General features: G+C 50.9%; 26 protein-coding genes. 23 read left to right on the top strand and 3 right to left on the bottom strand.

Annotated elements, in window-relative coordinates; translation table 11 throughout:
- Nucleotides 1-5 precede the first annotated feature (5 nt).
- The 18 genes from R0140_RS15310 to R0140_RS15225 all read left to right on the top strand — a co-directional run bounded on the left by R0140_RS15310 (nucleotide 6) and on the right by R0140_RS15225 (nucleotide 17,234).
- On the top strand, nucleotides 6-1,325 hold the full coding sequence (locus tag R0140_RS15310) for a phage portal protein (protein WP_065905099.1): 1,320 nt from the start codon (nucleotides 6-8) through the stop codon (nucleotides 1,323-1,325).
- Entirely contained in the window at nucleotides 1,301-2,008 is a 708-nt protein-coding gene (locus tag R0140_RS15305; RefSeq protein WP_317703837.1) for an HK97 family phage prohead protease, read from the top strand. Before R0140_RS15310 ends, R0140_RS15305 begins: the two co-directional genes overlap by 25 nt.
- 9 nt (nucleotides 2,009-2,017) lie before the next feature.
- Entirely contained in the window at nucleotides 2,018-3,238 is a 1,221-nt protein-coding gene (locus R0140_RS15300; protein ID WP_239619683.1) for a phage major capsid protein, read from the top strand.
- Nucleotides 3,239-3,283: 45 nt separating this feature from the next.
- On the top strand, nucleotides 3,284-3,538 hold the full coding sequence (locus R0140_RS15295) for a hypothetical protein (RefSeq protein ID WP_317703836.1): 255 nt from the start codon (nucleotides 3,284-3,286) through the stop codon (nucleotides 3,536-3,538).
- Between the two features lie 5 nt (nucleotides 3,539-3,543).
- Nucleotides 3,544-3,876, top strand: coding sequence for a head-tail connector protein (locus tag R0140_RS15290; RefSeq protein WP_032734570.1), 333 nt, complete (start codon nucleotides 3,544-3,546; stop codon nucleotides 3,874-3,876).
- 12 nt (nucleotides 3,877-3,888) lie between these two features.
- Nucleotides 3,889-4,227, top strand: a complete 339-nt coding sequence (locus tag R0140_RS15285; protein ID WP_025713383.1) for a phage head closure protein — start codon at nucleotides 3,889-3,891, stop codon at nucleotides 4,225-4,227.
- Nucleotides 4,224-4,673, top strand: a complete 450-nt coding sequence (locus R0140_RS15280) for an HK97-gp10 family putative phage morphogenesis protein (protein ID WP_317703835.1) — start codon at nucleotides 4,224-4,226, stop codon at nucleotides 4,671-4,673. Before R0140_RS15285 ends, R0140_RS15280 begins: the two co-directional genes overlap by 4 nt.
- Nucleotides 4,670-5,017: a DUF3168 domain-containing protein gene (locus tag R0140_RS15275; protein WP_023302599.1), complete on the top strand. Its 348-nt coding sequence runs from the start codon at nucleotides 4,670-4,672 to the stop codon at nucleotides 5,015-5,017. The genes R0140_RS15280 and R0140_RS15275 overlap by 4 nt, the downstream gene beginning before the upstream one ends.
- Before the next feature lie 56 nt (nucleotides 5,018-5,073).
- Nucleotides 5,074-5,778, top strand: coding sequence for an immunoglobulin domain-containing protein (locus tag R0140_RS15270; protein WP_317703834.1), 705 nt, complete (start codon nucleotides 5,074-5,076; stop codon nucleotides 5,776-5,778).
- A gap of 30 nt (nucleotides 5,779-5,808) precedes the next feature.
- Nucleotides 5,809-6,213 (top strand): phage tail assembly chaperone, encoded by a 405-nt coding sequence (locus R0140_RS15265; protein WP_040204832.1) that lies wholly within the window; start codon nucleotides 5,809-5,811, stop codon nucleotides 6,211-6,213.
- Nucleotides 6,214-6,215: 2 nt separating this feature from the next.
- Complete coding sequence (locus R0140_RS15260; protein WP_040204831.1) at nucleotides 6,216-6,521, top strand: phage tail assembly protein T; 306 nt, start codon at nucleotides 6,216-6,218, stop codon at nucleotides 6,519-6,521.
- Between the two features lie 73 nt (nucleotides 6,522-6,594).
- Nucleotides 6,595-6,828, top strand: a complete 234-nt coding sequence (locus tag R0140_RS15255) for a YebO family protein (RefSeq protein ID WP_016530182.1) — start codon at nucleotides 6,595-6,597, stop codon at nucleotides 6,826-6,828.
- Nucleotides 6,829-6,887: 59 nt separating this feature from the next.
- Nucleotides 6,888-10,277, top strand: coding sequence for a phage tail tape measure protein (locus R0140_RS15250; protein WP_317703833.1), 3,390 nt, complete (start codon nucleotides 6,888-6,890; stop codon nucleotides 10,275-10,277).
- Between the two features lie 20 nt (nucleotides 10,278-10,297).
- Entirely contained in the window at nucleotides 10,298-10,771 is a 474-nt protein-coding gene (locus tag R0140_RS15245; protein ID WP_004884312.1) for a hypothetical protein, read from the top strand.
- The gene (locus R0140_RS15240; protein ID WP_004864228.1) at nucleotides 10,758-11,234 is read left to right on the top strand and encodes a DUF1833 family protein; all 477 of its coding nucleotides are present in this window, start codon (nucleotides 10,758-10,760) and stop codon (nucleotides 11,232-11,234) included. The genes R0140_RS15245 and R0140_RS15240 overlap by 14 nt, the downstream gene beginning before the upstream one ends.
- A 12-nt stretch (nucleotides 11,235-11,246) precedes the next feature.
- A complete protein-coding gene (locus tag R0140_RS15235) occupies nucleotides 11,247-11,627 on the top strand; it encodes a nitrite transporter (protein WP_031592495.1) in 381 nt (126 codons plus the stop codon).
- Nucleotides 11,624-14,701: a host specificity factor TipJ family phage tail protein gene (locus R0140_RS15230; RefSeq protein WP_317703832.1), complete on the top strand. Its 3,078-nt coding sequence runs from the start codon at nucleotides 11,624-11,626 to the stop codon at nucleotides 14,699-14,701. The genes R0140_RS15235 and R0140_RS15230 overlap by 4 nt, the downstream gene beginning before the upstream one ends.
- A gap of 76 nt (nucleotides 14,702-14,777) precedes the next feature.
- Nucleotides 14,778-17,234 (top strand): SGNH/GDSL hydrolase family protein, encoded by a 2,457-nt coding sequence (locus R0140_RS15225; RefSeq protein ID WP_317704059.1) that lies wholly within the window; start codon nucleotides 14,778-14,780, stop codon nucleotides 17,232-17,234.
- A gap of 133 nt (nucleotides 17,235-17,367) precedes the next feature.
- Here R0140_RS15225 and R0140_RS15220 read toward each other — a convergent pair whose 3' ends face one another.
- Together R0140_RS15220 and R0140_RS15215 are read right to left on the bottom strand one after the other, a co-directional pair.
- The gene (locus tag R0140_RS15220; protein WP_210711432.1) at nucleotides 17,368-18,117 is read right to left on the bottom strand and encodes a hypothetical protein; all 750 of its coding nucleotides are present in this window, start codon (nucleotides 18,115-18,117) and stop codon (nucleotides 17,368-17,370) included.
- A complete protein-coding gene (locus tag R0140_RS15215; protein ID WP_317703831.1) occupies nucleotides 18,118-20,286 on the bottom strand; it encodes a hypothetical protein in 2,169 nt (722 codons plus the stop codon).
- A gap of 11 nt (nucleotides 20,287-20,297) precedes the next feature.
- Here R0140_RS15215 and R0140_RS15210 point away from each other — a divergent pair, with 11 nt between their 5' ends.
- The 5 genes from R0140_RS15210 to R0140_RS15190 all read left to right on the top strand — a co-directional run bounded on the left by R0140_RS15210 (nucleotide 20,298) and on the right by R0140_RS15190 (nucleotide 24,073).
- Nucleotides 20,298-20,846, top strand: a complete 549-nt coding sequence (locus R0140_RS15210) for a recombinase family protein (RefSeq protein ID WP_064168987.1) — start codon at nucleotides 20,298-20,300, stop codon at nucleotides 20,844-20,846.
- Between the two features lie 158 nt (nucleotides 20,847-21,004).
- On the top strand, nucleotides 21,005-21,622 hold the full coding sequence (locus tag R0140_RS15205; RefSeq protein ID WP_023304798.1) for a hypothetical protein: 618 nt from the start codon (nucleotides 21,005-21,007) through the stop codon (nucleotides 21,620-21,622).
- Entirely contained in the window at nucleotides 21,615-22,094 is a 480-nt protein-coding gene (locus tag R0140_RS15200; RefSeq protein ID WP_142483068.1) for an NUDIX hydrolase, read from the top strand. The genes R0140_RS15205 and R0140_RS15200 overlap by 8 nt, the downstream gene beginning before the upstream one ends.
- Nucleotides 22,095-22,386: 292 nt before the next feature.
- Nucleotides 22,387-22,806: a translesion error-prone DNA polymerase V autoproteolytic subunit gene (locus R0140_RS15195; RefSeq protein WP_004179627.1), complete on the top strand. Its 420-nt coding sequence runs from the start codon at nucleotides 22,387-22,389 to the stop codon at nucleotides 22,804-22,806.
- Nucleotide 22,807: 1 nt separating this feature from the next.
- Nucleotides 22,808-24,073, top strand: coding sequence for a Y-family DNA polymerase (locus R0140_RS15190; protein WP_117241609.1), 1,266 nt, complete (start codon nucleotides 22,808-22,810; stop codon nucleotides 24,071-24,073).
- A gap of 162 nt (nucleotides 24,074-24,235) precedes the next feature.
- Here the strand turns inward: R0140_RS15190 and R0140_RS15185 are convergent, their stop codons facing one another.
- Nucleotides 24,236-25,066: an SDR family oxidoreductase gene (locus R0140_RS15185; RefSeq protein ID WP_101993515.1), complete on the bottom strand. Its 831-nt coding sequence runs from the start codon at nucleotides 25,064-25,066 to the stop codon at nucleotides 24,236-24,238.
- Between the last annotated feature and the right edge of the window lie 204 nt (nucleotides 25,067-25,270).

Raw genomic sequence — 25,270 nt, 5'->3', positions numbered from 1 at the left:
TCACCATGAATAAAGAGAAGAAGCCAGGCCGGATAAAAAGCGCAGTTCGCCGGTGGCTCGGCGTACCCATCTCCCTTACCGACGGTGAATTCTGGGCTGCTTATGCTGGTGGGCAGTCCGCAGCAGGGAAATCCGTTACGGTTGATAAAGCCCTGCAGTTATCGGCAGTGTGGTCATGTGTAAGGCTGTTATCCGAAACCATCGCGACGTTGCCTGTTGGTTTTTACGAAAAAACGGCTGACGGTCGCCAGAATGCAAATGATCACCCGCTTTATGAGCTCCTCCATAATCAACCCAATGCTGATATGACTGCAGTGGAGTTCTGGGAAATGATCATGGCCAGCCTGCTTTTGTGGGGGAATGCTTATGCAGAAATCGATCGAACCGGAAAGCGTATTACCTCGCTGGTGCCTCTCAGGCCAGAAAGGATGAAGGTTGATTTAAGCAAGAGCGGAGATCCAATTTATACCTACCGTGACTGGCCTTCAGGTACATCCCGAAACATTGATGAACGGGACATCATGCACATCCGTGCGTTCAGCACCAATGGTGTCATGGGCCTGTCACCTGTCAGTTATGCCCGACAGACACTTGGTCTGGCAATGGCAACAGATGAAGCCAGCGCCAAAGTTTTTAAAAACGGTATGCGGCCCAGCGGCGTTCTCTCAATGGATCAGATCCTGAAAAAAGAGCAGCGCAATGAAGTACGTGAAAGCATGGTTGAACAATTTTCTGGATCCATGAATACCGGGAAAATGATGGTTCTTGAAGCGGGAATGAAGTTTCAGCCTGTTGACCTCAACCCGGAAGATGCCCAGATGCTGCAGTCCAGAGCCTTCAATATCGAAGAGATTTGTCGGTGGTTCAGAGTATGGCCGGGGTTGATTGGACATACCGCCCAGGGGCAGACGATGTGGGGAAGTGGCGTCGAACAGATGCTGATTGGCTTTTTAACGTTTTCACTTCGTCCATGGCTGACCCGTATTGAGCAGGCGATTCGTAAAAGTCTCCTGGCTCCGGGAGAAAGAAATAAGTACTTCGCAGAGTTTTCCATCGAAGGTCTCTTACGTGCTGACAGCGCCGCCCGTGCAGCTTTTTACTCAACGATGACCCAGAACGGTCTGATGACCCGCAATGAAGCACGGCAAAAAGAAAACCTTCAGCCAAAACCTGGCGCTGACCAACTAACCGTTCAATCCAACCTGCTGCCGATAGATCAGCTTGGCAAGTCCAGCGACAGTGAATCAGCCAAAAACGCACTGCGGGAATGGCTTGGCATTAAATCAGAGGAGACGCCGGAATGTACCGGAAAAACGCAGCCATGAAAGTAAAGGCATTCGACTTCGATATTAAGGCTGTCAACGATGACGGCCTTTTTTCTGGATACGGTTCTGTCTTCGATGTGGTGGATAGCTACAACGAAGTCGTGGCGCCGGGCGCATTTCTCGAAAGCATCGAGGAAACGCGGGCTAAGGGGAGGACGTTCCCTGTTCTCTGGCAGCATCGCACCGGTGAACCCATCGGGAACTGGGATATCTCAACCCTGAAAGAAGATAAGCATGGGCTTTTTGGTGAAGGCGCTTTGTGGCTGGACGACGCCGCCTACGCCAAAACTGCATGGAGAGGCATGAAAACCCGTGCCATTACGGGCCTTTCCATTGGCTATTACGTTCGGGAATCGAATTACGATGAGAAAACCCGGATCCGCACATTAACGAAGGTCGACCTGGTTGAAATCTCCATCGTTACAGTACCAGCGAACGACGATGCCCGCATCGACGTCATTAAGTCGAAATTGTCACACGGTGATCTTCCTTCCTTACCTGAATTTGAGAAGTTCCTGCGAGAGGCAGGTTTCTCGAAAAGTCAGTCTGCTGCGGTCGCCTCCCGCGGACTGTCCTATCTGCTTGACCGGAGTGAGTCCGGGGGCGAAGACGGCGAAACCAAAGCGGCTATTGCGGCGATGCGCCAGCAACTGAGCCAGTTTTCTCTCCCAAAAATTCTCTAAGGGATTTATATGTACCAGAAAAAATCGGCTGATGATCAGCCACAAAGTATTGGCGAAATCTCTACTCAGCTCACCATGGTGATTAATCAGGTCAAAAACTTTGGCGAAGACGTGAAGAAAAAAATGGAGGCAGGAGAAACCGTTTCGCTGGAACTGAAACAACGAACGGACGAAAGCCTTAATCAGATGAACGAGCTGAAAGAACGTCTCACTGAGCTGGAACAAAAAGGCGCACGCCGCCCGAACGATGCACCTGCACAGCGAAAATCACTCGGTGAGCTGGTGGTCGAAAGTGAAGAGTTCAAAGGTATGGACAGTTCGGCCCGTAAGAGCATCCGCGTCAAACTGGAACAGAAAGATATTATGAACGTGCCGGCCACTACGGGCACAGGCGTGAGCCCAACCAACAGCCTGGTGGTCTCCGATCGTGTTCAGGGCATTATCGCCCCGCCGGAACGTACTCTGACCATCCGTAATCTGCTTATCCCCGGCACTACTGCATCTAACGGTATTGAATTCGTTCAGGAAACGGGGTTTACCAATAATGCTGCAGCTGTGGCGGAAGGTGCCCTGAAACCAAAATCTGACATTCGGTTTGATCTGAAAAGTGCGCCGGTTCGTACTATTGCGCATTACTTTAAAGCGTCCCGTCAGATCCTGGACGATGCGCCCGGTCTGGCCAGCTATATCAATGGCCGCGCTCAGTATGGTCTTCGTTTCAAAGAAGAGCAGCAACTGCTGAGCGGCGATGGCACCGGCGCGAATATCCTCGGTATTCTGCCGCAGGCAACAGAATTTGCACCAGCCCTAACCCTGTCCAATGCCACGCCGATCGACCGTCTTCGCCTGGCTGTTCTGCAGGCCGTTCTTGCGGAATATCCGGCGTCTGGTTTTGTCCTGAACCCGATTGACTGGGCAGGCATCGAGCTGACCAAAGATAACGAAGGTCGCTATATCATCGCGCAGCCGGTCAATGGTGGTGTTCCTCGTATCTGGGGTCTCCCTGTTGTTGAAACACAGGCCATGGCGCAGAACAACTTCCTGACTGGTGCCTTCAACATGGCTGCGCAAATCTTCGACCGCATGGATATCGAAGTGCTGCTCTCCACTGAGAACGAAGATGACTTTATTAAAAACATGGTCACCATTCGTGCGGAAGAGCGTCTGGCGTTAGCGGTTTATCGTCCGGAAGCATTTGTCACCGGTACTGTAACCGCTTCTGGCGGCTGACAATTCAGGGCCGCTTAGCGGCCCTCTCTTTCTGAGGAGATAGTGATGGCCAGAAAAAATGTGGCTGAACCGTCTGTATCCGACGGCATAAATGCGGCGCCAGAACCCACAGAGTCCGGGACTATTCAGGTTCAGCCTGTCCGGCGTTTTATGGATGGCGACATTTTCAGGACGCCAGCTGATGATCCGTTTCACGTCTCTCGCTTACGTGCTACCGAGCTCAAAGGTAACGGGCTGGTGACCATAGTTGGTGAAGTCCCTGATAACAAAATGAACCGCGCCCCCGAAACCAAAGGGTAATGGTTATGACGGTAATCAATACTGAAACAGCCATGGAACATCTCAGGCTGGATGATGAAATCGATAAAACGATGGTGGAGGGGTATCTTGCCGCTGCGGAGGATGCTGCAATGCAGTTTCTCAACCGACGCTTTTTCGCTGACCAGGCTGCTCTGGATAGTGCTGTTGAGAATGAAAGCGCTGGCGATCGTCCTCTTATCATCACGCCCTCCATTCAGAGCGCGGTTCTTCTTATCGTGGGCTGGTTGTATGAAAACCGCGGGGATGATCTGAGTCCTGATATTCCAGGACCCGCACGCTGGTTGCTGAATCCCTGGCGAATTCAAATGGGTGTTTAGCCGGAGGGGATGATGAAAATTGGACCAATGCGGCATCGGATCACCATCCGTAATTTTATTACTACACGAACACCGAGTGGTCAGCCAACAGAAGAGTGGTCTGACGGCGCCACTATCTGGGCAGAGGTTAAGGGAATCAGTGGGCGAGAGAGCCTGACAGCAGGAGCAGAAAGGGCGGATGCTACCATTCGTGTATGGGTTCGATATCGCAAAGATATTTCGGCATCATCGCGGCTTCTTGTCCTGAATGGCCCCTACAAAGGAGTGACATTGAATGTCACCGGGCCTCCGGTGCCAGATGGCAAAGGTACCCGGCTGGAAATTCTTTGCAAACAGGGGACCGAAAAATGATTGATGTGAATCTGGATTTTTCCGGGCTGCAGGATATCGCCCGCGATCTGCAAACGCTCAGCAAGGCCGAAAATAATAAAGTTCTCCGGGATTCGACCCGTGCTGGCGCCGAATTGCTCCGCCAGGAGGTTATTGATCGTGCTCCTGAGAAATCCGGAAAATTGAAGAAAAACGTTGTTGTCGTCACCCAGAAAAGCCGCCGTCGCGGTGAAATATCATCGGGGGTGCATATTCGAGGCGTTAACCCGCGAACGGGGAACAGCGACAATACAATGAAGGCCAGCAACAAGCGGAATGCGTTTTACTGGCGCTTCGTGGAGTTGGGAACATCTACGGCGCCTGCACATCCGTTTGTTCGCCCAGCTTTTGATACCCGCATGGAAGAAGCTACGCAGGTGGCGATGCAGCGGATGAATCAGGCTATCGATGAGGTGTTATCAAAATGACAGAGGATGATCTCTATGACCTGCTGTCGTCGCTGGCAGACGGGCGGGTTTATCCGTATGTGGTGCCACTAGGCAGCGACGGACTTCCTGCAGTTTCCACTCCCTATGTCATTTTCTCGATACCGACTGATGTTGCCGGGGATGTTTTCTGCGGCCAGGCAGAGTCGACACTGCGCATTCAGGTTGATGTATGGGCTGAAACGAATGACGAAGCCAGAGCGTTACGCCTGGACGCCCTGGCTCGCCTGCAGGTTCTTTCACCTGTCGAGGTGACAAAAATTCCTGGCTACGACACAACAACCCATCTTCATCGGGCAACTCTCGAAATAACGGTTATTGCCTGACAAAAACCAATCCAATCCGACCGCCGCTGGCGGTTTTTTCATTTATGGAGGCTGCGATGTCAGCACTATTTGAACGTGCCCAAAAAACGGTAGTAATGATTACCTCTGTGCCGGTCACTGCGGCAGAGCTGGATACGGCAACCTGGTTAAACCTGAGTTGCACTATCAAACAGGCCAGCTTTACCGCTGGTCAGAAAAACGATATTGACGTGACAGTGCTCTGTTCGGATGAAACGGAAAATATCAACGGCCTTCCTGCTCCGTCTGAAATGACACTTTCCGGTAACTTCTACCGCAACCCGGCGCAGGATGCACTTCGTGCAGCATACGATAACGACGGGGTTTATGGATTTAAGGTTATTTTCCCGTCTGGTAATGGATTCCTGATGCGAGCTGAGGTACGTCAGCACACTTGGGATTCTCAAACCAACGGTGTTGTTGCTGCAACGTTCTCGCTGCGTCTGAAAGGTAAACCGACCAATATTAACGCCCCAGGAGTTCTGTCGTTTGCTACTGACCTTCCGGCGTCCCAAACGGTCGCGGCAGGAAGCGCCCTGACTATGGGCGTAGTCGTCCAGGGCGGTACGGCACCTTATACCTACGTCTGGAAAAAGGGCACCTCGACGGTCAGCGGCCAGACTAGCGCAACGTTTACGAAAGCCAGCGCTGTATCCGGTGATGCCGGGGTTTATTCCTGCGTGGTTACTGATGCCGATGGCACTGTGATCACCTCTTCTGATTGCACCGTCACCGTCAATTAACGGAGCGCCGGGCGACCGGCGATAAACTTAATGTCAAAACCGAGTCTTAAAGCACTGGCACTTGCACCGATGGCGGGCTTTCGTAAAAAAGAAGTCTCCGTTCCGGAGTGGGATAACGCCAAAGTCATCATTCGTGAGCCATCAGCAGAAGCCTGGATTCGCTGGCAGGGCATTGCCAGCCCAGAACCACCCAAACCACCGGAAGGGCAGGATCCCCAGGAGGCACCAGAACTGACCCCTTCAGAACGAGCCTTCCGCACGATGCGGGCCGACGTCACGCTTTTCATCGATATTTTGCTTGATACCGACCTGCAGCCCGTCTTTACTGTCGATGACACCGAACAGGTTGAAGCGATCTATGGCCCTGTGCATTCCCGGCTTTTGAAGCAGGCACTTGATCTCATTCGTGACGCGGATGATGCTAAAGCAAAGTAAAAATGCCTGGCATGCAGTTCCTGATGGCGCTGGCGCTCCGGATGGGCCGCACGCTGGGCGAACTGCGACAAACCATGACAGTCGGCGAATTCCGGATGTGGGCTGAATACGATCGTATCAGCCCAATCGGCGATATTCGCGGCGATATTCTCAATGCTCAGCTGGTATCAGCGGTTTACGGGGCACAGGGCGTTAAAGTCACCATTGAAGATGCTCAGCTTCAGTGGGGCACAGAAGAGGATGAGGTAAGCGACAGCGGCGATCCCTTTGCAGGGCTGGAAGCAGCGCTGCTGGCTGCGTCAGCATAGCCAGTAATAATTCGTGTGGATGCCACTCATAACAGGTGTTATGTTGTTTTTTTTGACACACCGAGTGCTTTAAATGACTACTACTGGCTGGATATTATTATTTGTTTTTGCTCGCCTTATTGATCTTGTTATCTGGTATTTCCTGAACAGAGGAAGCGTAAGAGCTAATGATCAGATCGCTATGCTTAAAGAAATCTCTGAAAAGCAAAGTGCTCAAATTGATCTTCTGATTGCACTTGCTCATAAAAAAGAGGAACCAGAAAAAGATTATCTGGAAGAAGCAAGGAAAAAAGCTGGTTTAATTTAATAATATTAAAATCATAAAAAGCCCCACAATGTGGGGTTTTTTGTTTCTGAGGAAATGAAATGGCAACCCTGCGTGAACTTATCATTAAAGTTTCTGCTAACTCTCAGTCATTCCAGACCGAGATAGCCCGCGCGTCACGTATGGGGGCTGATTATTATAAGACAATGCAGAATGGCGGCAGGCAGGCTGCGGCTTCAGTTCGGGAAACTCGCCGTTCTGTTGCTGAGCTAACTGACCAGATGGAGTCAGCAAAGGCTACCGCACTGGGGTTAACCGGGGCATTTGCTGGTGCTTTTGCTACGGGGCATTTAATATCCCTGGCTGATGAATGGAATTCAGTAAACGCCCGCCTAAAACAGGCATCTCAATCAACTGATGATTTTACCAGCTCTCAAAAACAGCTGATGGATATCAGTCAGAAAACGGGCACATCTTTTTCTGACAACGCTAATTTATTTTCCCGTTCAGCAGCCTCAATGCGGGAATATGGTTACAGCTCCAGCCAGGTTCTGGATATTACTGAGGCTATTTCTACTGGGTTAAAACTTTCTGGCGCGAATGCTCAGGAGTCCAGTTCGGTCATCACTCAGTTTAGCCAGGCTCTTGCGCAGGGTGTGCTGAGGGGCGAAGAATTCAATGCCGTCAACGAGAGCGGCGACAGGGTTATACGGGCGCTTGCGGCAGGTATGGGAGTTGCGCGTAAAGACCTAAAATCTATGGCGGATCAGGGGCAGTTAACCATTGATAAAGTAGTGCCAGCCCTTATCAGCCAGCTTGGTAAGCTCCGGAATGAATATGGTGAGTTGCCGCAGACCGTTTCATCGTCGGCAACTAAAGTTGAAAACGCTTTTATGCAATGGGTCGGTGGAGCTAATGAAGCGAGTGGCGCCACAAATACCCTGACCGGATTACTTGATGGCGTAGCCAACAATATTGATCAGGTCGCCACTGCTGCCGGAGCACTTGTTGCCGTTGGCGCAGCCCGATATTTGGGAAATATGGCTCTTGGTGCCAGCTCTGCGACGGCTGGGATTATTAACGCTGCAAAAAGTGAAGTAGCTTTAGCTGCAGCCCAGGTAAGAGGGACGCAGGTTTCGACAGCTCGCGCGCGTGCTGCAGTTTATCGTGCCCAGCAGGCGCTGGCAGCGGCGCGGGGTACAGACGCGCAGGTCGCCGCAGAAAAACGGCTTTCACTGGCGCAGGAGTCACTTAACCGTAATATTCAGGCCAGAGTATCCGCTCAGACTGCACTGAACTCGGTTACTGCTGTGGGTTCCCGGCTCATGGGGGGAGCATTAGGCCTCGTTGGCGGTATTCCAGGGCTGGTTTTGCTTGGTGCTGGTGCCTGGTACACGATGTACCAGAATCAGGAGCAGGCCAGATTATCCGCACAGGAATATGCAAACACCATTGATGCAGTCCGTGAAAAGACAAAATCAATGTCCCTGCCCGAAGTTTCTGATAATGAGATCAAAACCCGTCAGGCGCTGGATGAGCAAAACCGTCTTGTTGATGCCCAAACATCAAAAGTAAAAATCCTGAAGAAAGAGATCGCGGGCTATCAGTATGTCCTGTCTAACCCCGGACCAACAACCAGTGGCGGTTTCATGATAAACCACCTGGCTTCGGTCGAAGCGGTCACCCGTGGTCTGGAAGAAGCGACTTCCGCTCTTGCCGTTGAACAGGAGAGGTTAGCTCAGATGCAGGCTAAGTCTGAGTCGATCCAGTCGGTACTGGAGGGGATAGAGAACAGGCGAATAGCATTAATCCGGCAGCAGGCTGCAGAACAAAATTCAGCTTATCAATCGTTATTAATGATGAACGGTGAGCATACGGAATTTAACCGTCTTCTGGGTCTCGGAAATAATCTTCTCATGGCCCGGCAGGGGCTGGTAAACGCACCAGTACGCTTACCACAGGTAGACCTGACAACCCAGCAAACGGCTGCACTGGAAAAAAGCCGCCGTGACCTGGCGCTTTCAAAACTCAAAGGTGAGGACAAAGAACGCGCACGACTGGGTTACGCTGCGGATGACCTTGGGTTAACTAACGATCCTCAGTTTCAGACCGGACGGCAGGAGTTGATTAATAACGGTCTGAATGAATGGAGAAACAACCAGGAAAATAAACCCAAGCCAAAAGGAAGGCATGGGAAAACCGAGGCGGAGAAAACCGAAGATACCTATACCCGGCTGATTAAACAGCAACGGGAGCAAATTGCTCTTTCCAGCCAAAACACTGAACTGGCAAAGATGAAATATCAGGTTACTCAGGGGGAATTATCTTCGCTTGAAAAATCCAAAAAGGAAACATTGCTGCACAATGCTGCGCTTATTGATCAGAAAAATATCGCTGAACAGTTAAAAACATTCCGCGAAGGTCTGGCCGACAGTAATGCTGCCGCCCGGGAAAGGGGGAATATCGATTTCCTCGGCGCGGGACAAGGGGATAAAGCCCGTGATCGAATGAAGGAAATGGCGGATATTCGCGCTGATTTTCTGAGGCAGCAGCGTGATTTACAGCGTGATTTCAGTCGTGGGCAGATTTCCGAAGACCTGTATAAAAAGCAAACGGAAGCGCTTAAAACAGCGCTTGCCGAACGCCTGGATATTCAGGAGGAGTATTACAAAAAAACCGATGAACAGCAGTCAGACTGGCGGGCAGGGGTCAGCGATTCCCTGATGAATTATGCCGATCAGGCTTCTGATCTGAGTTCAATGGCTGCCACTGCAACCAGCGAAATTCTGGATGCCACCACTAACTCTATTTCCAACAACCTGACCAGCGTCCTGACGGGCGCCGCTTCGTTTAAAGATGGTATGTCGAATATTTTCTCTTCCCTGGGAGAAACGGTGATTAAGACACTCATCCAGATGGCAACACAGGCGTTGATCACCAAAGCGATTATGGCGTCATTTGGCGGTGGGGCTGGTGGATTGTTCGGTAGTCTTTTTGGCGGAGCTAGCGGTGGGGCAAGTGTTGGGAGTGCTATTCAAAGCGCGGGAGCTAATTTTTCGTTTAATGCTCTCGGAGGCGTTTACGATTCTCCGTCACTTTCTGCCTACAGCAACGGCGTGTACAGCACCCCGCAATATTTTGCGTTTGCGAAAGGAGCGGGTGTGTTCGGCGAGGCCGGTCCGGAAGCCATCATGCCACTTACCCGTGGCGCTGATGGTTCGCTGGGGGTTAAAGCTGTAGGGCGGGAATCACCGGCAGTACAGAACGCAGCGAGGCAGCAGCAGGAAAGACAACTTCTTTCAACTGGTGACTTCAACGTCAATTACCACCTCACTGGTAAACCGGATGATGTGATGATGCAGACATTGGATGCCCACGGCCGCCGCCTGGCTAAACAGATAAAATCTGAACTGACGAGCGACGTAAACAATCCTCAAAATGCCTTCGGCAGAGCACTTTACTCCAACCTTCAGCCCAAAAAACCACGATAACCTGCCCGGAGGGAATATTCATGGCAGATATTTTCTACCCGGATGAATACCTGCCCATGCCGCTTATGGACGGGTACGGGTTTAAGCCCATATCACCTTTACTGCGAACGGAGATGACGTCCGGTCGCGCTCAACAACGAAGGCGATATACCTCAACACCCACCCAGGCATCAGTTAAATGGATTTTTAAAACTGATGCTCTGGCGCAGGTGTTTGAGGCGTTTTTCAGGGATGCGCTTAAAGATGGCCAGTCCTGGTTCTATCTGAAACTCCAGACTCCAGTCGGGGTAAAGCCCTATAAAGCCAGGTTCGTGGATATTTACGAAGGGCCGACGCTGGTCGCGCCAAAATACTGGCAGTACAGCGCAACGCTGGAATTATGGGAACGCCCTTTACCGCCTTCTGGCTGGGGGAATTACCCGGAATGGCTGGCTGGCCAGTCGTTACTGGATATTGCGCTAAACAGAGAGTGGCCGAAGCATGACAATTCTTGAGCGACTATATGCCAGCAGCGGATCGGAGGTTATTCACGATACGCTGCAGATATCAGCAGGCGATGATAACTACTGGCTAACCAGTGGCTGGGATGACGTTTCAGTGACGCTGGAAAATGGTCAGCCGGTGACGTTTGATGCCAGCGCGATAGATATCGCCTTACCAGCCAGGAACGCCGATGGGACACAGGATTTAAAGTTTGCTATCAGCAATATTGACGGACGGGTTTCAGAGGCGATCGATAAAATTCTGGATGAAATGAAATCAGCCACGCTGACATTCCGGCGGTACATTTCATCCGATCTGTCTGCTCCGGCATCATCACCGTATACGCTCGATATTAAATCCGGCTCCTGGACCCCGACAGCAGTTCAGGTCACGGCAGGCTATATGAATGTCCTCAAAACAGCCTGGCCCCGTAAACGTTACAACCTCGCCGAGCATCCGGGCTTACGTTACTAATCTGAGGCAAATATGTTTAACCCTGATAAATACCGTTCAGTCACCTGGCTGAAGGGCGGGCGCGTATATCCGCAGCTCGACTGTTTCGGCATTGTAAATGAGATACGTCGCGACCTGGGGCTACCTGAATGGCCGGATTTTGCAGGTGTGACCAAAGACGGCGGGGGCCTCGACCGGGAAGCGAGAAAGCTGATGCTTTCGCTGAAACGTTGTGAACCCTGTGAAGGTGCCGGAGTGGCTTGCTATTCGGGCTCAACAGTTTCCCATGTCGGGATCGTTGTAATGCTCGATAACCAGCTGCAGGTCGCGGAATGCAATCCAGGCTCGGGGGTTACGTTTCTGCCACTGTCGCGATTCATCCGTCGCTTTAACCGCGTGGAGTTCTGGCAATGACGATAAAGTTTTACCCGTCCCGGCTTCCGGGTGAACCCCTTGAAACGCACGAGCATGGTGTGCTGACGCTGCATGAGTGGATGAGCAGAAATGTCCCGAGCTATTCACAGGATAAAACTCATCCTGTCGTGATCGAGCTGAACGGCCAGGCAGTCCCCCCGGCGGAATGGCCGTTATGTTTGTTGCGGCCAGACAGTGACGTGCGGATATATCCCATTCCTTATGGCACGGGTCTTGAAATTGCCGCGTGGGTTTCGGTAGCCGTATCCATTGCGTCTACGGCCTATGCATTATTCTTTGCCCCAAAGCCAGAGCTGGGCGGTTTTTCATCCAGTAACGCTTCATCGCTGGATCTGAACCCGGCGCGGGCAAACACCGCAAAACTCGGTGATCCCGTTAGGGAGGCTTTTGGGCGAAACCGGATTTACCCGGATTACCTGGTGCAGCCGGTAACGCGATTCGACCCCGCTGATCCCACCAGAATGACGGTAGAAATGTTTGTCTGCCTTGGATATGGGCGTTTCTCCTATACCGGTGGAGATTTTCGGGTAGGAGAAACTCCGGTGTTGACCTTAGGCGATGGCTTTTCATATACCAGCTATGGGCCCGGCGATAATGTGGCGGGGGATCGTCGCAGCGAGATATGGTTCAACTCAACGGAAGTTGGGGGAACGTCGAGCGGCAGCGGCCTCGATATGGCTCAGACTGCCCCTGAAGCCAGTGATATCGTTGCTGATGCCATGACCGTCAGCGGTGCCTCTGTATCGTTTTCTGGCCTCGATGTCGATGATGATAATGATGAAGACGAGGATGAGAATAAACTTCCTCCAGGCTGGATCGCCGGTGCAATTGTCACCCTGAAAGCGCCAGTGAATTATCAGGTATCCATCGAGGGCGGTTTTAACGTGCTGACAGGAGACGTCGTGTCAGAGATTGCGCCATTCAGCGGAATGCCTGTCACCCTAACGTTTAACGGTACTGACTATGACCTGCAGATCGCCACGTATACCCCTCACCAGGACGCCGTTCCGGGAACAGGGGGAGCGACTGCGGTATTACGCGCCAGTGCCTCGCCGTCAACGTATGACTTTACGACAACCAGCCAGACATTTGCTCTGACCTGGCAGGGTATCACCTATACCATATCTCTGGTCGCCAACTACGGCACAATGTCTGGCTTGCTCGCAGCGATTAACGGCGGGTTGAATGGTTCGGGGCTCATTGCTCAGGATGATGGCAGCGTGATACGTATCGTGGAGGTCTCCAGCCCCTGGCGTGGCGGTTCCATTACGTCATCATTCCTGCCTGCGTCAGTATTTGGCGACAGCCCGGTATTTACAGCTGGTACAGCATCCAGCGGCGGAAGCCCTGCGGTAACAGCCAGCGTGACGCTGGCATACGATTCTGGCACTGCCTTTTCCGGATTGCCGGAAGGCACTCAGCGGATTTCCCTGGCGCACCGTGGCAACGAATACCAGATAGCGTCTACTGATGGCCCCTCTGCGACCGTACAGCGTGTGGTTAACGGTGTCGTTGACAGCACCTGGTCAGGCTTTATGACCCGTACCGTCGTGGATTTTGCCGCGTCTGGTATTAACGATAATGAAACCTGGCTAGGCCCCTTTCTGGCCTGCCCGCAGAATGAAGTTGTGGACGCCTTCGAGGTCAACTTTGCTTTCCCAAACGGAATTTGTGGGTTCCAGAACAACGGGAATAAGCGGGTCCGCCATGTCGAGTATGAAATCCAGTATCGCGTTTATGGTTCCGGATCCGGGTGGACGAGTAAGCCAGGGGTTTACGCGCTTAAAAACATTAATGGCCTCGGTTTTACAGAGCGTTTTGATCTGTCCTCTCCTGGGCTGGTGGAGGTTCGATGCCGCCGCCGTAACGAGCAGGGGAGCAATAACGCGAGAGACAGCATGTTCTGGCAGGCGCTCAGAGGTCGTTTGCTTTCCCGTCCGACCTCCTACGCAGGGATATCAACAATAGGGATCACGGTAGAAACCGGCGGCCAGCTGGCGGCGCAGTCAGACAAGCGTGTGAGTATTGTCGCCACGCGAAACTATGATGGCGGAGGTGACAGGACAATCAGCGGTGCGTTCCTGCATCTTGCCCGCAGTCTGGGATATCGCGACGACCAGATCGACATTGCGGCGCTCAGTACGCTGGAGGATACCTACTGGACGCCAAGGGGAGAATATTTTGATCACCAGGCAAGCAGTGACAGCACGTCAGCAAAGGATATTTTCGACAAAATAGCCGAGGCTGGCATGGGGTATTTTCTGCTATCTGACGGGTTGCTTTCTGTCGGGAGAGAGGGCGTCAAAAGCTGGACAGGGATCATTACACCTCAGGATACCGTCGAGGAAATGCAGACGTCATTCAGGGTCCCGTCGGAGGATGATTTTGATGGCGTGGATGTGAAATATATCAACCCTGTGACCTGGGCTGAGGAAACCGTACAGTGCCGGACGCCGGAAAATCCTTTTCCGCGCAAAACGGAGGCATACACCATTGATGTTGCCATGACTGCAGATCGCGCCTGGCGTATCGGGATGCGTCGGTTAATGAAATATCTCCACCAACGCCGAACGTATACGGCTACGACTTCGATGCTGGGATGGTGTCATGACTTCGGTGATCACATCATTTTGTCCGACGACATTCGAACCGGGAAAACCCAAAGTTGCCTGATTGACGCGATGATTTACGACTTCCAGGAAATCACGCTGCACGTCACGGAGCCACTGGACTGGAGCTACGCGAATCCTCGCTGCTGGATACAGTTTCAGGACGGTCGACCATCATCGCGAATGCTCACGCCGCAACGGGTAGATGATTTCACGCTGACGGTGCCGTACAACGACGACCTGCATCCCGGCGACTGGATTATGGACGACCCAGAAATTGATCTGCCGAAGTTATTGTTCTGCGACAGTGAAAAGGGGGCGCGGCATGGGATAGTCCAGGAGGTTGCCCCATCAGGTGACAGCAACTGTCAGATTACTGCACCTGAATATAAAGAAATTTACTACCTGTACGACGACGCCACATACCCCGGCGACGCTGCTTAATACCAAAAAAATCCCTTTCAACTTTTCTTTCGCTCAAACCCTCGTTTGGGCGAACGCCGTTTTTGGAGCAAAAAACATGGCCGAGTTTATTCCGCCACTGGGCACCACCGATCCTCAGATTTTTATGGAAAATGTCCGGCGTCTCGATCAACTGATGCAGTCCTCGGAATTAACCTTTCCGGACCGTGCGGGTGAACTGCTGTATACCTGGCGCGGTATCCATCAAACTTTAATCCCGCTCAGCAAGCAATATATGACGCTGGCGGCGGCGCAGGCGGATATCGTGAATATTCCGGTGGGAAGCACCACGTATTACCGCAGCCCGGATGACAGTGCGCTTGCAATTGAGGTTATCAATAACGCCGGGACGCTACAGCCAACCGGCCGAAAAATGCCCTCCCAGCAGGCCGTGGACGCCATTATCAGGGCTGTTTTTGGCGGTCTTAATGTGTTGTTTGATCCGCTTTGCGAATTGCTTCTTCTTTATCCTTCCCTTGGCGGGAAAACACATATCCCCCTGGGGTCAATCACAGCAGCGGCGAATACAAATTCAAGGATGGGGTTCCCGGCCATTGTGGCGGGGCCAGCAGCGGGAGGTGTGGCAGCGAGAACGGCATGGCTTGCTGATTGCGGTTTGAAGGCGGGGGATGTAATCAGTACGAGGGTTACTGCATGGTATGCCAACGCAGGCGGGCGCGTGGCCTATGTTTTCAGGGATACGTCTGGTACACAGATTGGCACCCAGGGATTGCAATATGCCACTGCGACGGGCGTAAACAGTTTTACAAACACGCTGACTATTCCTGCCGGGGCAGTCAGGTTAGATATTCGGGTGGAAAATACGGCTAACGCTGGACTGGTAGAGCTGGCTGTTGTGTTCGTGATTACTGCAAACGCTTCCGCTAACCTGGTTGTTCCTGGACGTCCTCTTTCTCCTTATCCTGTCCCTCTCAGCGCGGGAGCGGTCTCGACCGATGCGATACAGAAAAAGGCGGTGACAGTAGAAAAGGCCGCCTTTTTTGTTCCTGGCGTTAACCTCTTCGATAAGAGTGCGGTGACACCTGATTCATATGTTGATGCCTCAACGGGCACAATAAAGACAAATGTAACTTATGATGCCTCAGATTTTATCCCGGTTGTTGCAGGGAACACCTATACGCAACACTATGCTCATCAAACTGCATATTACGATGCAAACAAAAACTATTTGTCAGGTGAGCAGGCATCTACATCTCCGGCAACACCCCGAACTTTAACAATACCGACAGGTGCCGCTTACATCAGAATGACCGTTGCCAAAACGGTTCTGAACACAATGCAGTTTGAAAAGGGAAGCGAGGCGACGGGTTACCAGCCCTATGCTGTTCAGCTTGATCCACTGCTGATACCTCAGACGAACACTGCAGTTATTTCTGACTATGTGGAAAGAGCGCATCAAATCCGTGTTGGTCGTATGAAGTTAAGCCAGCTGGAATCAGGAGCATCGACCATTCTAACCGTCGGTATCTTTGGTGACTCGTGGCCAACACAGCCAAACCGGTTTTCACAGCCATTAGCAAAGTCGTTGAGAGCAAAGTATGGCGCTGGATCGGGGGTTGGATGGACGTCGTTTGGAAGACATGCAACCTCAGAGAGCATAATTAACGCCAATGTGTTTTCTCCGAGCAGTTCAGACGTATTGAAAACGTTGTTCACATGGACGGGTAACTGGTTATTTAGCTACAGCGGAACTAAAAATCCCACAAACAGCTCTCCGGATACTGCCGTGGTTACGTCATCCACACCAGGGGATAAGCTGAAAGCTACTGTTCCCGGCACGTCTGATGGTGGCTGGTCAACGTGCAGGCTTGGGTATGTGGGTACTGGTGACGGTGTTATTCGATATAACTGGGATGGAGGGGCATGGACGACGCTCAACGTACAAGGTAGCGGGCTGCAGTTTGTTAATATTAACCCACCGGCTACAGTAAATGCGTCGAACGTGCTCAACATTGAGAACGTGTCCGGTACCGTTTCGCTCTGCGGACTAAATCCCCTGGCAACTGGGGCAGGTGTACGTGTTCACAAGCTTGGTGCATCCGGTTCAAGCCTCGCCAGCTGGCTATCAATGGATGCGGGTGATTTTGCGAAGGCGCTGACGGAGCTGGCGCTCGACACAGTAATCATTCTGACAGGCACAAACGACCAGCGAATTACGGGAGGAGCGACGGCTTTCGAGAATAACCTCCGCTCGTTCATTGCCCGCATTCGGGCGGCTTTGCCGGGTGCAGATATCCTGTTCGTTATGCCCTGCGAGAATGAGCGCACAGATAACCCGACAACAATGGCAACAATGGCAAAACGGGCCCGTTCCGTCACTGCCGAGCTTGGCTGTGCATTTATAAACCTGCAGTACATTTTTGGAGATAATCCGGCAGATTATGCCTATGGCTCGGTTCATTCCTGGTTTGCCGAGGATGGCATTCACCCGGATCCGGCAACTGGGGGTTATCTAATCAAAGATGCCGTTTTTCGTGTTTTAACAAACAGATAGAAAAATGTCCCCCGGAGGCACGCCGGGGGAAAGATGATAAATGACATTATTGCTGTGTGCGTCTTTGCGCACAGCAATATGCTCTAGGAAAATTCCTAGCATTTCCAGCTATTTCTTTTTTTTAAGAATAAGATCATGCAGATATGCCACGCTTTGAGTAATAAGCCTTTAACGCAGCATATACCTGATTGATCTCAGTTGTTGAGAGCATACGGCTGTAAATCGCGGCCGCGTAAAGATTACCCTTTGAGCTCTCTGCGGCGTTGTAATGCGATCCCAACAGGATATTACCTGCCTTTCCATAAACACCATTTGCTGGCAAAGGCGCCTGGCCATTTTTATTATTCGTCAGATCATAAAGGCTGGACGTTTTTGCTGTTTGACTGAATGCCGATGCTATGGCGCGGAGCCTGATATTATCAACACCCGACGATACCCCATACGACAGGTTCTGTCGGGTGATGAAACCATCAGTGGAATAACTCAGCGACAGCGTTGGGTTTCGCGTGGTGGCGCTCTGACGCATAAAGGATTGTGACGTGAAACTCCCTCCATTTGTAATCGGCGAACCTGTAGTGGACCAGGTCGGGAAATTACCATCCGCGCCGGTTGGTTCTGCCACTGTAATAATGGTCATTTCATCAGTCAGTTTTATCCCGGTATTGATGAAATTAAGCAGGTTGGTCAGCAGAAAGCTTTGTCCGTTGGTGTTAAAGAGCGGACTCCCGTTCTTTGCAGGAGTCGGCTTGTTGGGGATCAGGTTGCGTGTCAGCGAGTCTTCGCTGTTAAAAAAATTGAAGTACTCCACGCCTGCAGTTACCGGAGGTAAATAACCGGTAGCCACCGCAGAAAAATCGACATCTTTCTGAATTGCCAGGCTCATTTATTGATCCTTAGTGAAGGTCATGGAAAAGGCAATAGACCAGTTTTCCATCGGATAGGGGTTGCCGATCAGCTCCGGAATGTTCTCTTCCGGCCACTGGGTGAACTGCGGGTCATATTCGTACACTTCATCCGGTACGTATTTATCAGAATCAGTTACCATGCCCTGCCCATACTGGGGACGTGTGGCATAAGCCACCCGGACTTTCCCCTGTGGCTCTGTATCGCATGTCAGGCGAATAACCGTGTCGGCTGCAACAGCAACGCTGGTGATATTCAGTTCTGTCCCTATGCCTGACGGATCGGCATCAATCATATGCCAGGCGCGAAATCCGGCGTTAGTGATCGGCGTTCTGGTACCTGCCCTGAATGGGCTGGTTAATTTTATTGGTGGCCGATCAACGTAGTAACTCCCCAGGAGATCTCGGCCTACGCAGGTAAATTCGATGGGGGCCAGCGGCTGAAACGGGCGACGTTGATTTAATACGCGGTCTTTCGCTTTTGCAAAATAGCAGCCCAGCCAGCGACTGCCGTTGGTCATCAGGTGGCCACCTTTGTCCGGCAACTGATAGTCCGGGCCAATGAGGAAACAGTTGGGAGTTTCCTGACAAAATTCCCATTGCGCCATTCCCACCCAAAGCTCGACAGCGTTCACCGGCTGCGTGGCCGGATTAGGACTGTATGTGTATCCCGTCTGAGAAATAAACCAGGCTGGATTGTCTTTCTGGCCGGTGATCCCACGAATGGTATTATTGACTTTGTTGTAGAGTTGCCCAAGTTGCGATTTATATGTGGCTTTAGGCGTTCCGTCATCATAGTCGCGTTGTCCCTGAACGAAATCGATCCCGGTAACCGAATAGGTTTTCCCTTCGCTGTCAGCCAGGGCCTTTGCCTTCGTTACGCATTCAACGACACGATTAAAATATTTGGTATCGTCCATCAGGCTGGCAATTGACTGGCCGGACACACCGACCGTGGAGGCGACAAACAGTCGACCAGCGTCAGCACTCAGACAGTGCGCCTCAAGGAAATGTCGTCTGAATCCGTTCACCGCGCCAACGATCGGACTCTCCCCTTCATTAACCGCGCTTCGTGCCAGTGCAAGTTGCTCCGCATCGGACAGAATGGCGCTGCCAGAGACTGACTGTACAACTGCCCGCAGAGGTTGCCACGCATTTACGCCCAGGGGGACAAACGCATTGTTCGTCGTGCTCGCCGGACGAACAGACTGCCCCAGCATTAGCGAATCATATTTAGGCGTTTTGCTGACAACCGGCCAGCTCATATACCCCATACCAAGGCTCTGACACTCCATCAAAAAATGGTTATACGCCTCAGTCGGAAATTTCAGCCGTGTCAGTACGCGCCGGGAAACTTCCGCCGCGTAAGCTTTATTTTTCAAATCCAGAATGCTGACTTTGTCAACAGATGAAGAACCGCCGCCTGAATCTCCCAACAGATAGCGTCCGAAATTATCCAGCACATCGATATAGAATCCCTCGGGGTCCTGAAACCGTAACCCAACATCATTGGTAAACAGGATTTTGATATTTCCCGCCAGAATATTGTCTGTCCCGAGGTAGGCAGCCCGTGATCCAAATCCCCCCTGATCATCCACTCCCCATGAAATCCAGCCCGCAGAGTCTTTCAGTGCCAGCCAAAACCCTGGTACATCTCCGGTAACAATCGAATCCTGCAACTGGCGCGAAAGTGCGTCCACGGCATCCTGAGAAGGCATCCGACGTCCGGTAGCCGTCAGAACCCCATTTATGTTTTTGTACTCATCCGCAAGGGCAGCGCTGTCCGTAGTTCTAACCCATGTCACGGACCCTTCTGGTATTTTTCCAGCAGCTACTGCAGCCTGAGCATCAGAGAGCGTATTAAAGGGGAGCCCAATAGCGGTAATGCTGTTCTGCGCATCAGTGACAGCAGCAAGCATCATCGTCACGATCTGGCGCCAGGTGTCCAGCGGTTGCCCGGCACGGTCGGGAACGGTGGCCGCTGGCCCGTTAACAAGTTCGTCCAGGCGAGTGGCGTTATCGAGCAGCACCGCGGGCGACGTGCTCCCAAGAGGCGGATCAAAGGCCATGTTTTTTTGCTCCAAAAAGAGGCTTCGCCCAAACGAGGGTTTGAGCGAATGGCCGCGGCTTTTTACAATCAGCCATTTCAAGGAGTTAAAACGTGCTGATTGGTTATGCCAGGGTCTCAACCGGGGATCAAAACCTCGATTTACAGAAAAATGCGCTGATCCGCGCAGAATGTGAGCTGGTTTTTGAGGATATGGCTAGCGGGAAAAATGCCCGGCGGCCAGGGTTAAAGCGCGCGTTACGGCGGTTGCGACCGGGCGATGTGCTGGTGGTGTGGAAGCTAGACAGGCTGGGCCGCAGCGTGCGCGATCTGATTACGCTCGTGTCGGAGCTACAGGCGCGCGGGGTAAATTTCCGCAGTCTGACCGACAGCATCGATACCAGTACGCCAGCAGGCCGTTTTTTCTTCCATGTCATGAGCGCCCTGGCGGAAATGGAAAGAGAGCTGATTGTCGAGCGAACCCGAGCGGGTTTAGCCGCAGCGAGGGAGCAGGGGAGAGTAGGCGGACGCCGCCGGGTAATGACCTCTGAGGTTGTGGAGCGGTGCCGCAGAATGCTGGAGAACGGCGCTACCCGGCAGCAGGTAGCCGATGTCATCGGGGTTGGGGTGAAAACTATTTATAAATATTTTCCTGCCCAATAAAGCGGTTCACCGGCGAACTGGTTGTGGTGTTTGAAGGTGGTTAACGGGTTTTGTTATGCGGAGTATGCTTAACACATTCATCTTTTAATGTGACATTAAGCGGTGGTGGTATAGAATTATCTAAACTGGACATAACATGTTAATAAATAGGGGGTTTGATGTCAGTCTCTAAAGATTTCCTGCTTTCGGTATATGAGCGGTGCAACGAACATTTGAAAGAACAATCGACCAAGCGTGATCAGGCAATAGCTTTTTATTTGGTTGTTATATCGTTTTATTTCGGCTCATACTCAGCAATTAGCAAGTTACTGGTAAGTCCGTACTCTCCTATTTTTTTTAATGTGGTTATATGTCTGATTAGTGGTATGACAATCAGAACGTTGTCTGGTTTACGTTCATGGCATATGCAATATGCTAACTCGGCGTTAGCGCTTAATAAAGTGATATCGAAAAACATCTTTGAATTAGATGCTCTTAATTTAGAGATTAAGTCTTTCTTCGATAAGAAAGAAAAGGAATATCATGAGATGTCGCTTGCTAAAATGTTCTCCGGTATTGAAAATCGAGTCATTCTTGGGATGACTCTTATTTCCGGGTTTCCGGTTGTGATGTTAGTTAAAGAGGTTATGTCTTTACTCAAAGTAAGTAATAAAGAAATCATAGTGTTAGTTGAGTGCGCGTTTTACCTAGCATATGTTGTATATTATTTCTACAATACTATAATGATAATTCGCGAGTCAGCAAATCATAAAACTTGGATTGTAAATTTTGAATAAGATTATTGTTGAAAATCAATACGTGACGGTGTTTTTTAATGAATCCGGGCACTTGCGTATAAGCCAAAAGCATGGCGGTGTTGTTGTTATTCCTGAATGTAATGGGAAGTACGCATTAATCCAACACTCAAGAAATGGTGTTGTGCTTATTGAGTTTCCAAGAGGGTTTATTGAAAATGGCGAATCTCATATAGATGGCGCCGAACGCGAACTTAGAGAAGAATTGAATCTCGTTTCGGTCAATAGCTATTTGTTAGGTGAATTGGTTACTGATTCAGGATTGATTGCTGACAATGTTCGGGCTGTTGTTTGTGAAGTGAAAGATACATCTCAATTATCATTGCAATCAAGCGAGGGTGTTATAGGTTGTGATTATTATACTTATGATGAAGTTATTGAGCTTGTAAAAAATGGGAAGGTTAAAGATAATTTCACCCTGGCCTCATTAATGCTATTACAGGCTAACAGGTAATGTTTCATAGGAAACCCTATGCCCGTTTAATTTGTTGAACGTTTCAGCAGACCGTATACAAAAACTCGTCAAGAGCTGTTTACTATGGAGTCAGTGTTATAGGTATAGGTGCATAATGCCGGATTTGCACTGCTCGCAAAACCGGCAAACAGTTCAGTATAGAAAGCGCTCGTTACTCATTACATCAATGTGTTACGTCAATGGCGTAAATTGATAGCCAGAACCTATATTGATATGTCGCCCTGTTAAAACTACTGTTTATAAAAACAGTATTAATGTGAGCGAGACTATTATGCAGTTCTACACTCCCGTTGAGTTACGTCAGATCATGCTGCTCCCGTTGTACAGCGACCTTGTGCAATGTGGTTTTCCAAGCCCTGCGCAGGATTACGTTGAGCAACGTATCGATCTGAACGAGTTGCTCGTTAACCACCCCAGTGCGACGTATTTTGTCAAAGCCGCGGGCGACAGCATGAAAGACGCCGGCATAGGGGAGGGTGATCTTCTGGTAGTGGATAGCTCAAGGACCGCAGTTCATGGTGATATCGTTATTGCTGCTGTGGATGGGGAATTCACCGTTAAGAAGCTGCAACTGCATCCAAGGGTTCAGCTTAACCCAATGAACCCTGCATATTCGCCAATAGTCGTCGGTAGTGAGGACACTCTCGACGTGTTCGGGGTGGTTACGTACATCATTAAATCAGCTGGCTAAGATGTTTGCGCTTTGTGATGTGAATTCATTTTATGCATCGTGCGAGACCGTATTTCGTCCTGACCTGAAAGGGCGTCCGGTGGTCGTTCTGTCAAACAACGACGGCTGTGTGATCGCCCGCTCGCCAGAGGCGAAGCCCTTCGTCAAAATGGGTGAACCTTATTTCAAGCAAAAGGACATGTTTCGCCGACACGGTATTATCGCGTTTAGCAGCAACTATGAGCTTTATGCCGATATGTCCAACCGAGTGATGACAACGCTGGAGGAACTCTCTCCACGCTGCGAAATTTACAGTATTGATGAGGCATTTTGCGATCTGACTGGTGTTCGTAACTGTCGCGATCTTACCGATTTTGGCAGGGAAATTCGTGAGACGGTTCTGCGCAGGACGCACCTCACGGTCGGCGTCGGCATAGCCCAGACTAAAACCCTGGCAAAGCTGGCCAATCATGCTGCGAAACAGTGGCAGCGACAGACTGGAGGAGTGGTGGATCTGTCTAATCTTGAAAGACAGAGGAAGTTGATGGCTTTGCTTCCGGTGGATGAGGTCTGGGGAGTCGGGCGCCGCATCAGTAAAAAACTGGAGGCAATGGGCATTAAAACGGTGCTTCAACTGGCTGATACCGATATCCGTTTTATCCGGAAGCATTTTAATGTCGTGCTGGAAAGAACAGTGCGGGAGCTGCGTGGCGAGCCATGCCTTGGACTTGAGGAGTTCGCGCCGGTAAAGCAGGAGATTGTATGTAGTCGCAGCTTCGGGCAGCGGATTTCCACCTACGAAGAGATGCGCCAGTCGATATGCTTATACGCATCCCGTGCCGCGGAGAAACTCCGTGGCGAGCATCAGTATTGTCGGTTCATCTCAGCGTTCGTTAAAACCAGCCCCTTTGCGTTGAATGAACCGTACTACGGGAACAGCGCATCAGTAAAGCTGCTAACTCCAACCCAGGACAGCAGGGACATCATCACCGCGGCGGCGAAATGCCTCGATGCAATATGGCGAGATGGACATCGCTATCAGAAAGCAGGCGTGATGCTTGGTGATTTCTACAGTCAGGGCGTGGCCCAGCTCAACCTGTTTGACGATAACGCACCGCGGAAAAATAGCGGAAAACTGATGGAGGTCCTGGATCATCTGAATGCCAAAAATGGGAGAGGGGCGCTGTACTTTGCCGGCCAAGGAATCCAGACTACCTGGCAGATGAAGCGAGAAATGCTTTCGCCTCGGTACACCACAAGATATAGTGACTTGCTCGAAGTCAGGTGATTCAGCCAATTAATATTACATTGTCCGATCGTTGGTTCTACTCTTTCCGGAGTCCGCTTAAAGCGAAAAGCGTACCTGGAGAGCCAGGGTGTAATATTTACATATCTGCGCTCCAGGGTGAGGGTTGATCTTATCAATTTAAATCCATGTTACATCATGGTTTTATTGAGGTCGTAAATCACCGTATTTATAAGAGGCTGTTGTACCACCATCCATAAGCAGATCACTGCCGGTTACATATGTCCCGTTCGGCCCAAAAAGGAATTCCGCTAAGGCAGCTATTTCATCCGGTGTTCCCCCCCTGCCTGCCGGTGATTTATCCAGCATATTTCGGTAAAACTCACCTCTTTCAGCACTATTAAGTTCGTCATAGGCCAGCGGTGTAAAAATAATACCGGCGCTAATGCAGTTAATTCGTGCCCCCCGTTTACCCCACTTCACGGCCTCTGACATCACACGAAGCGCATTACAGCGTTTGGAAATCTGATAAGCATATAGGCTGTCTTTAATTTCTTTCACCAAGGGCATCTCCAGCAGCGCTTCGGGAGATAATGTTGCCAGGTCATCGGCCTGAGCTTGAGTCAGCTCATCAATGGCTAAACGATGACTGGACTGCGAACCAATCACCACACATGAGCCACCCGGTGCAATGACTTTACCAAATTCTTCAAATAGCACAGCACTTCCATAGAGATCCACGCGGATGAGATCCTGTGCTTTCGCCTGAGAAGGTGACAATCCTGCGGTATGAATAATTCCTTTGACGTTTCCTGTATTGCACGCCGTTTTCACAAGTTGCTGTATCGACTGACGTGAGCTGACATCAACTATTGTTGTACTTACCTCGAAACCGGCCCTGGAAAGCGTTTTTTCTGCCTGCTGTGCGTTTGTAGCTTTGATATCTGCCAGCAAAACATGTTTTCCCACACTAACACGTCGTGCAATAGCCTGGGCAATCGAGCCGCTACCGACAACAACAATAACATCTTTCATAATAACCCTCGTTTACAAGCTGTGGCAGTAACCTTGACGATTGGCACTGGCGATGCATAAAGCATAGCGGTTATGAACAAAGGAATTAACCAGGCTAAAGAGCATAACGCTATGAGTTTTGCTCATGAATCACAGGGTGCTTAGTGGTTGGCGCGGGAAAAGGGACCGAGAAAAGAGATAGCAACGGTATGATTTGGGGGAAAC

Source organism: Klebsiella sp. w6 (assembly GCF_033100215.1).
Taxonomy (GTDB): domain Bacteria; phylum Pseudomonadota; class Gammaproteobacteria; order Enterobacterales; family Enterobacteriaceae; genus Klebsiella; species Klebsiella variicola.
The sequence above is the reverse complement of the archived record's forward strand: the minus strand, read 5'-3'. Positions and strand labels throughout refer to the sequence as shown.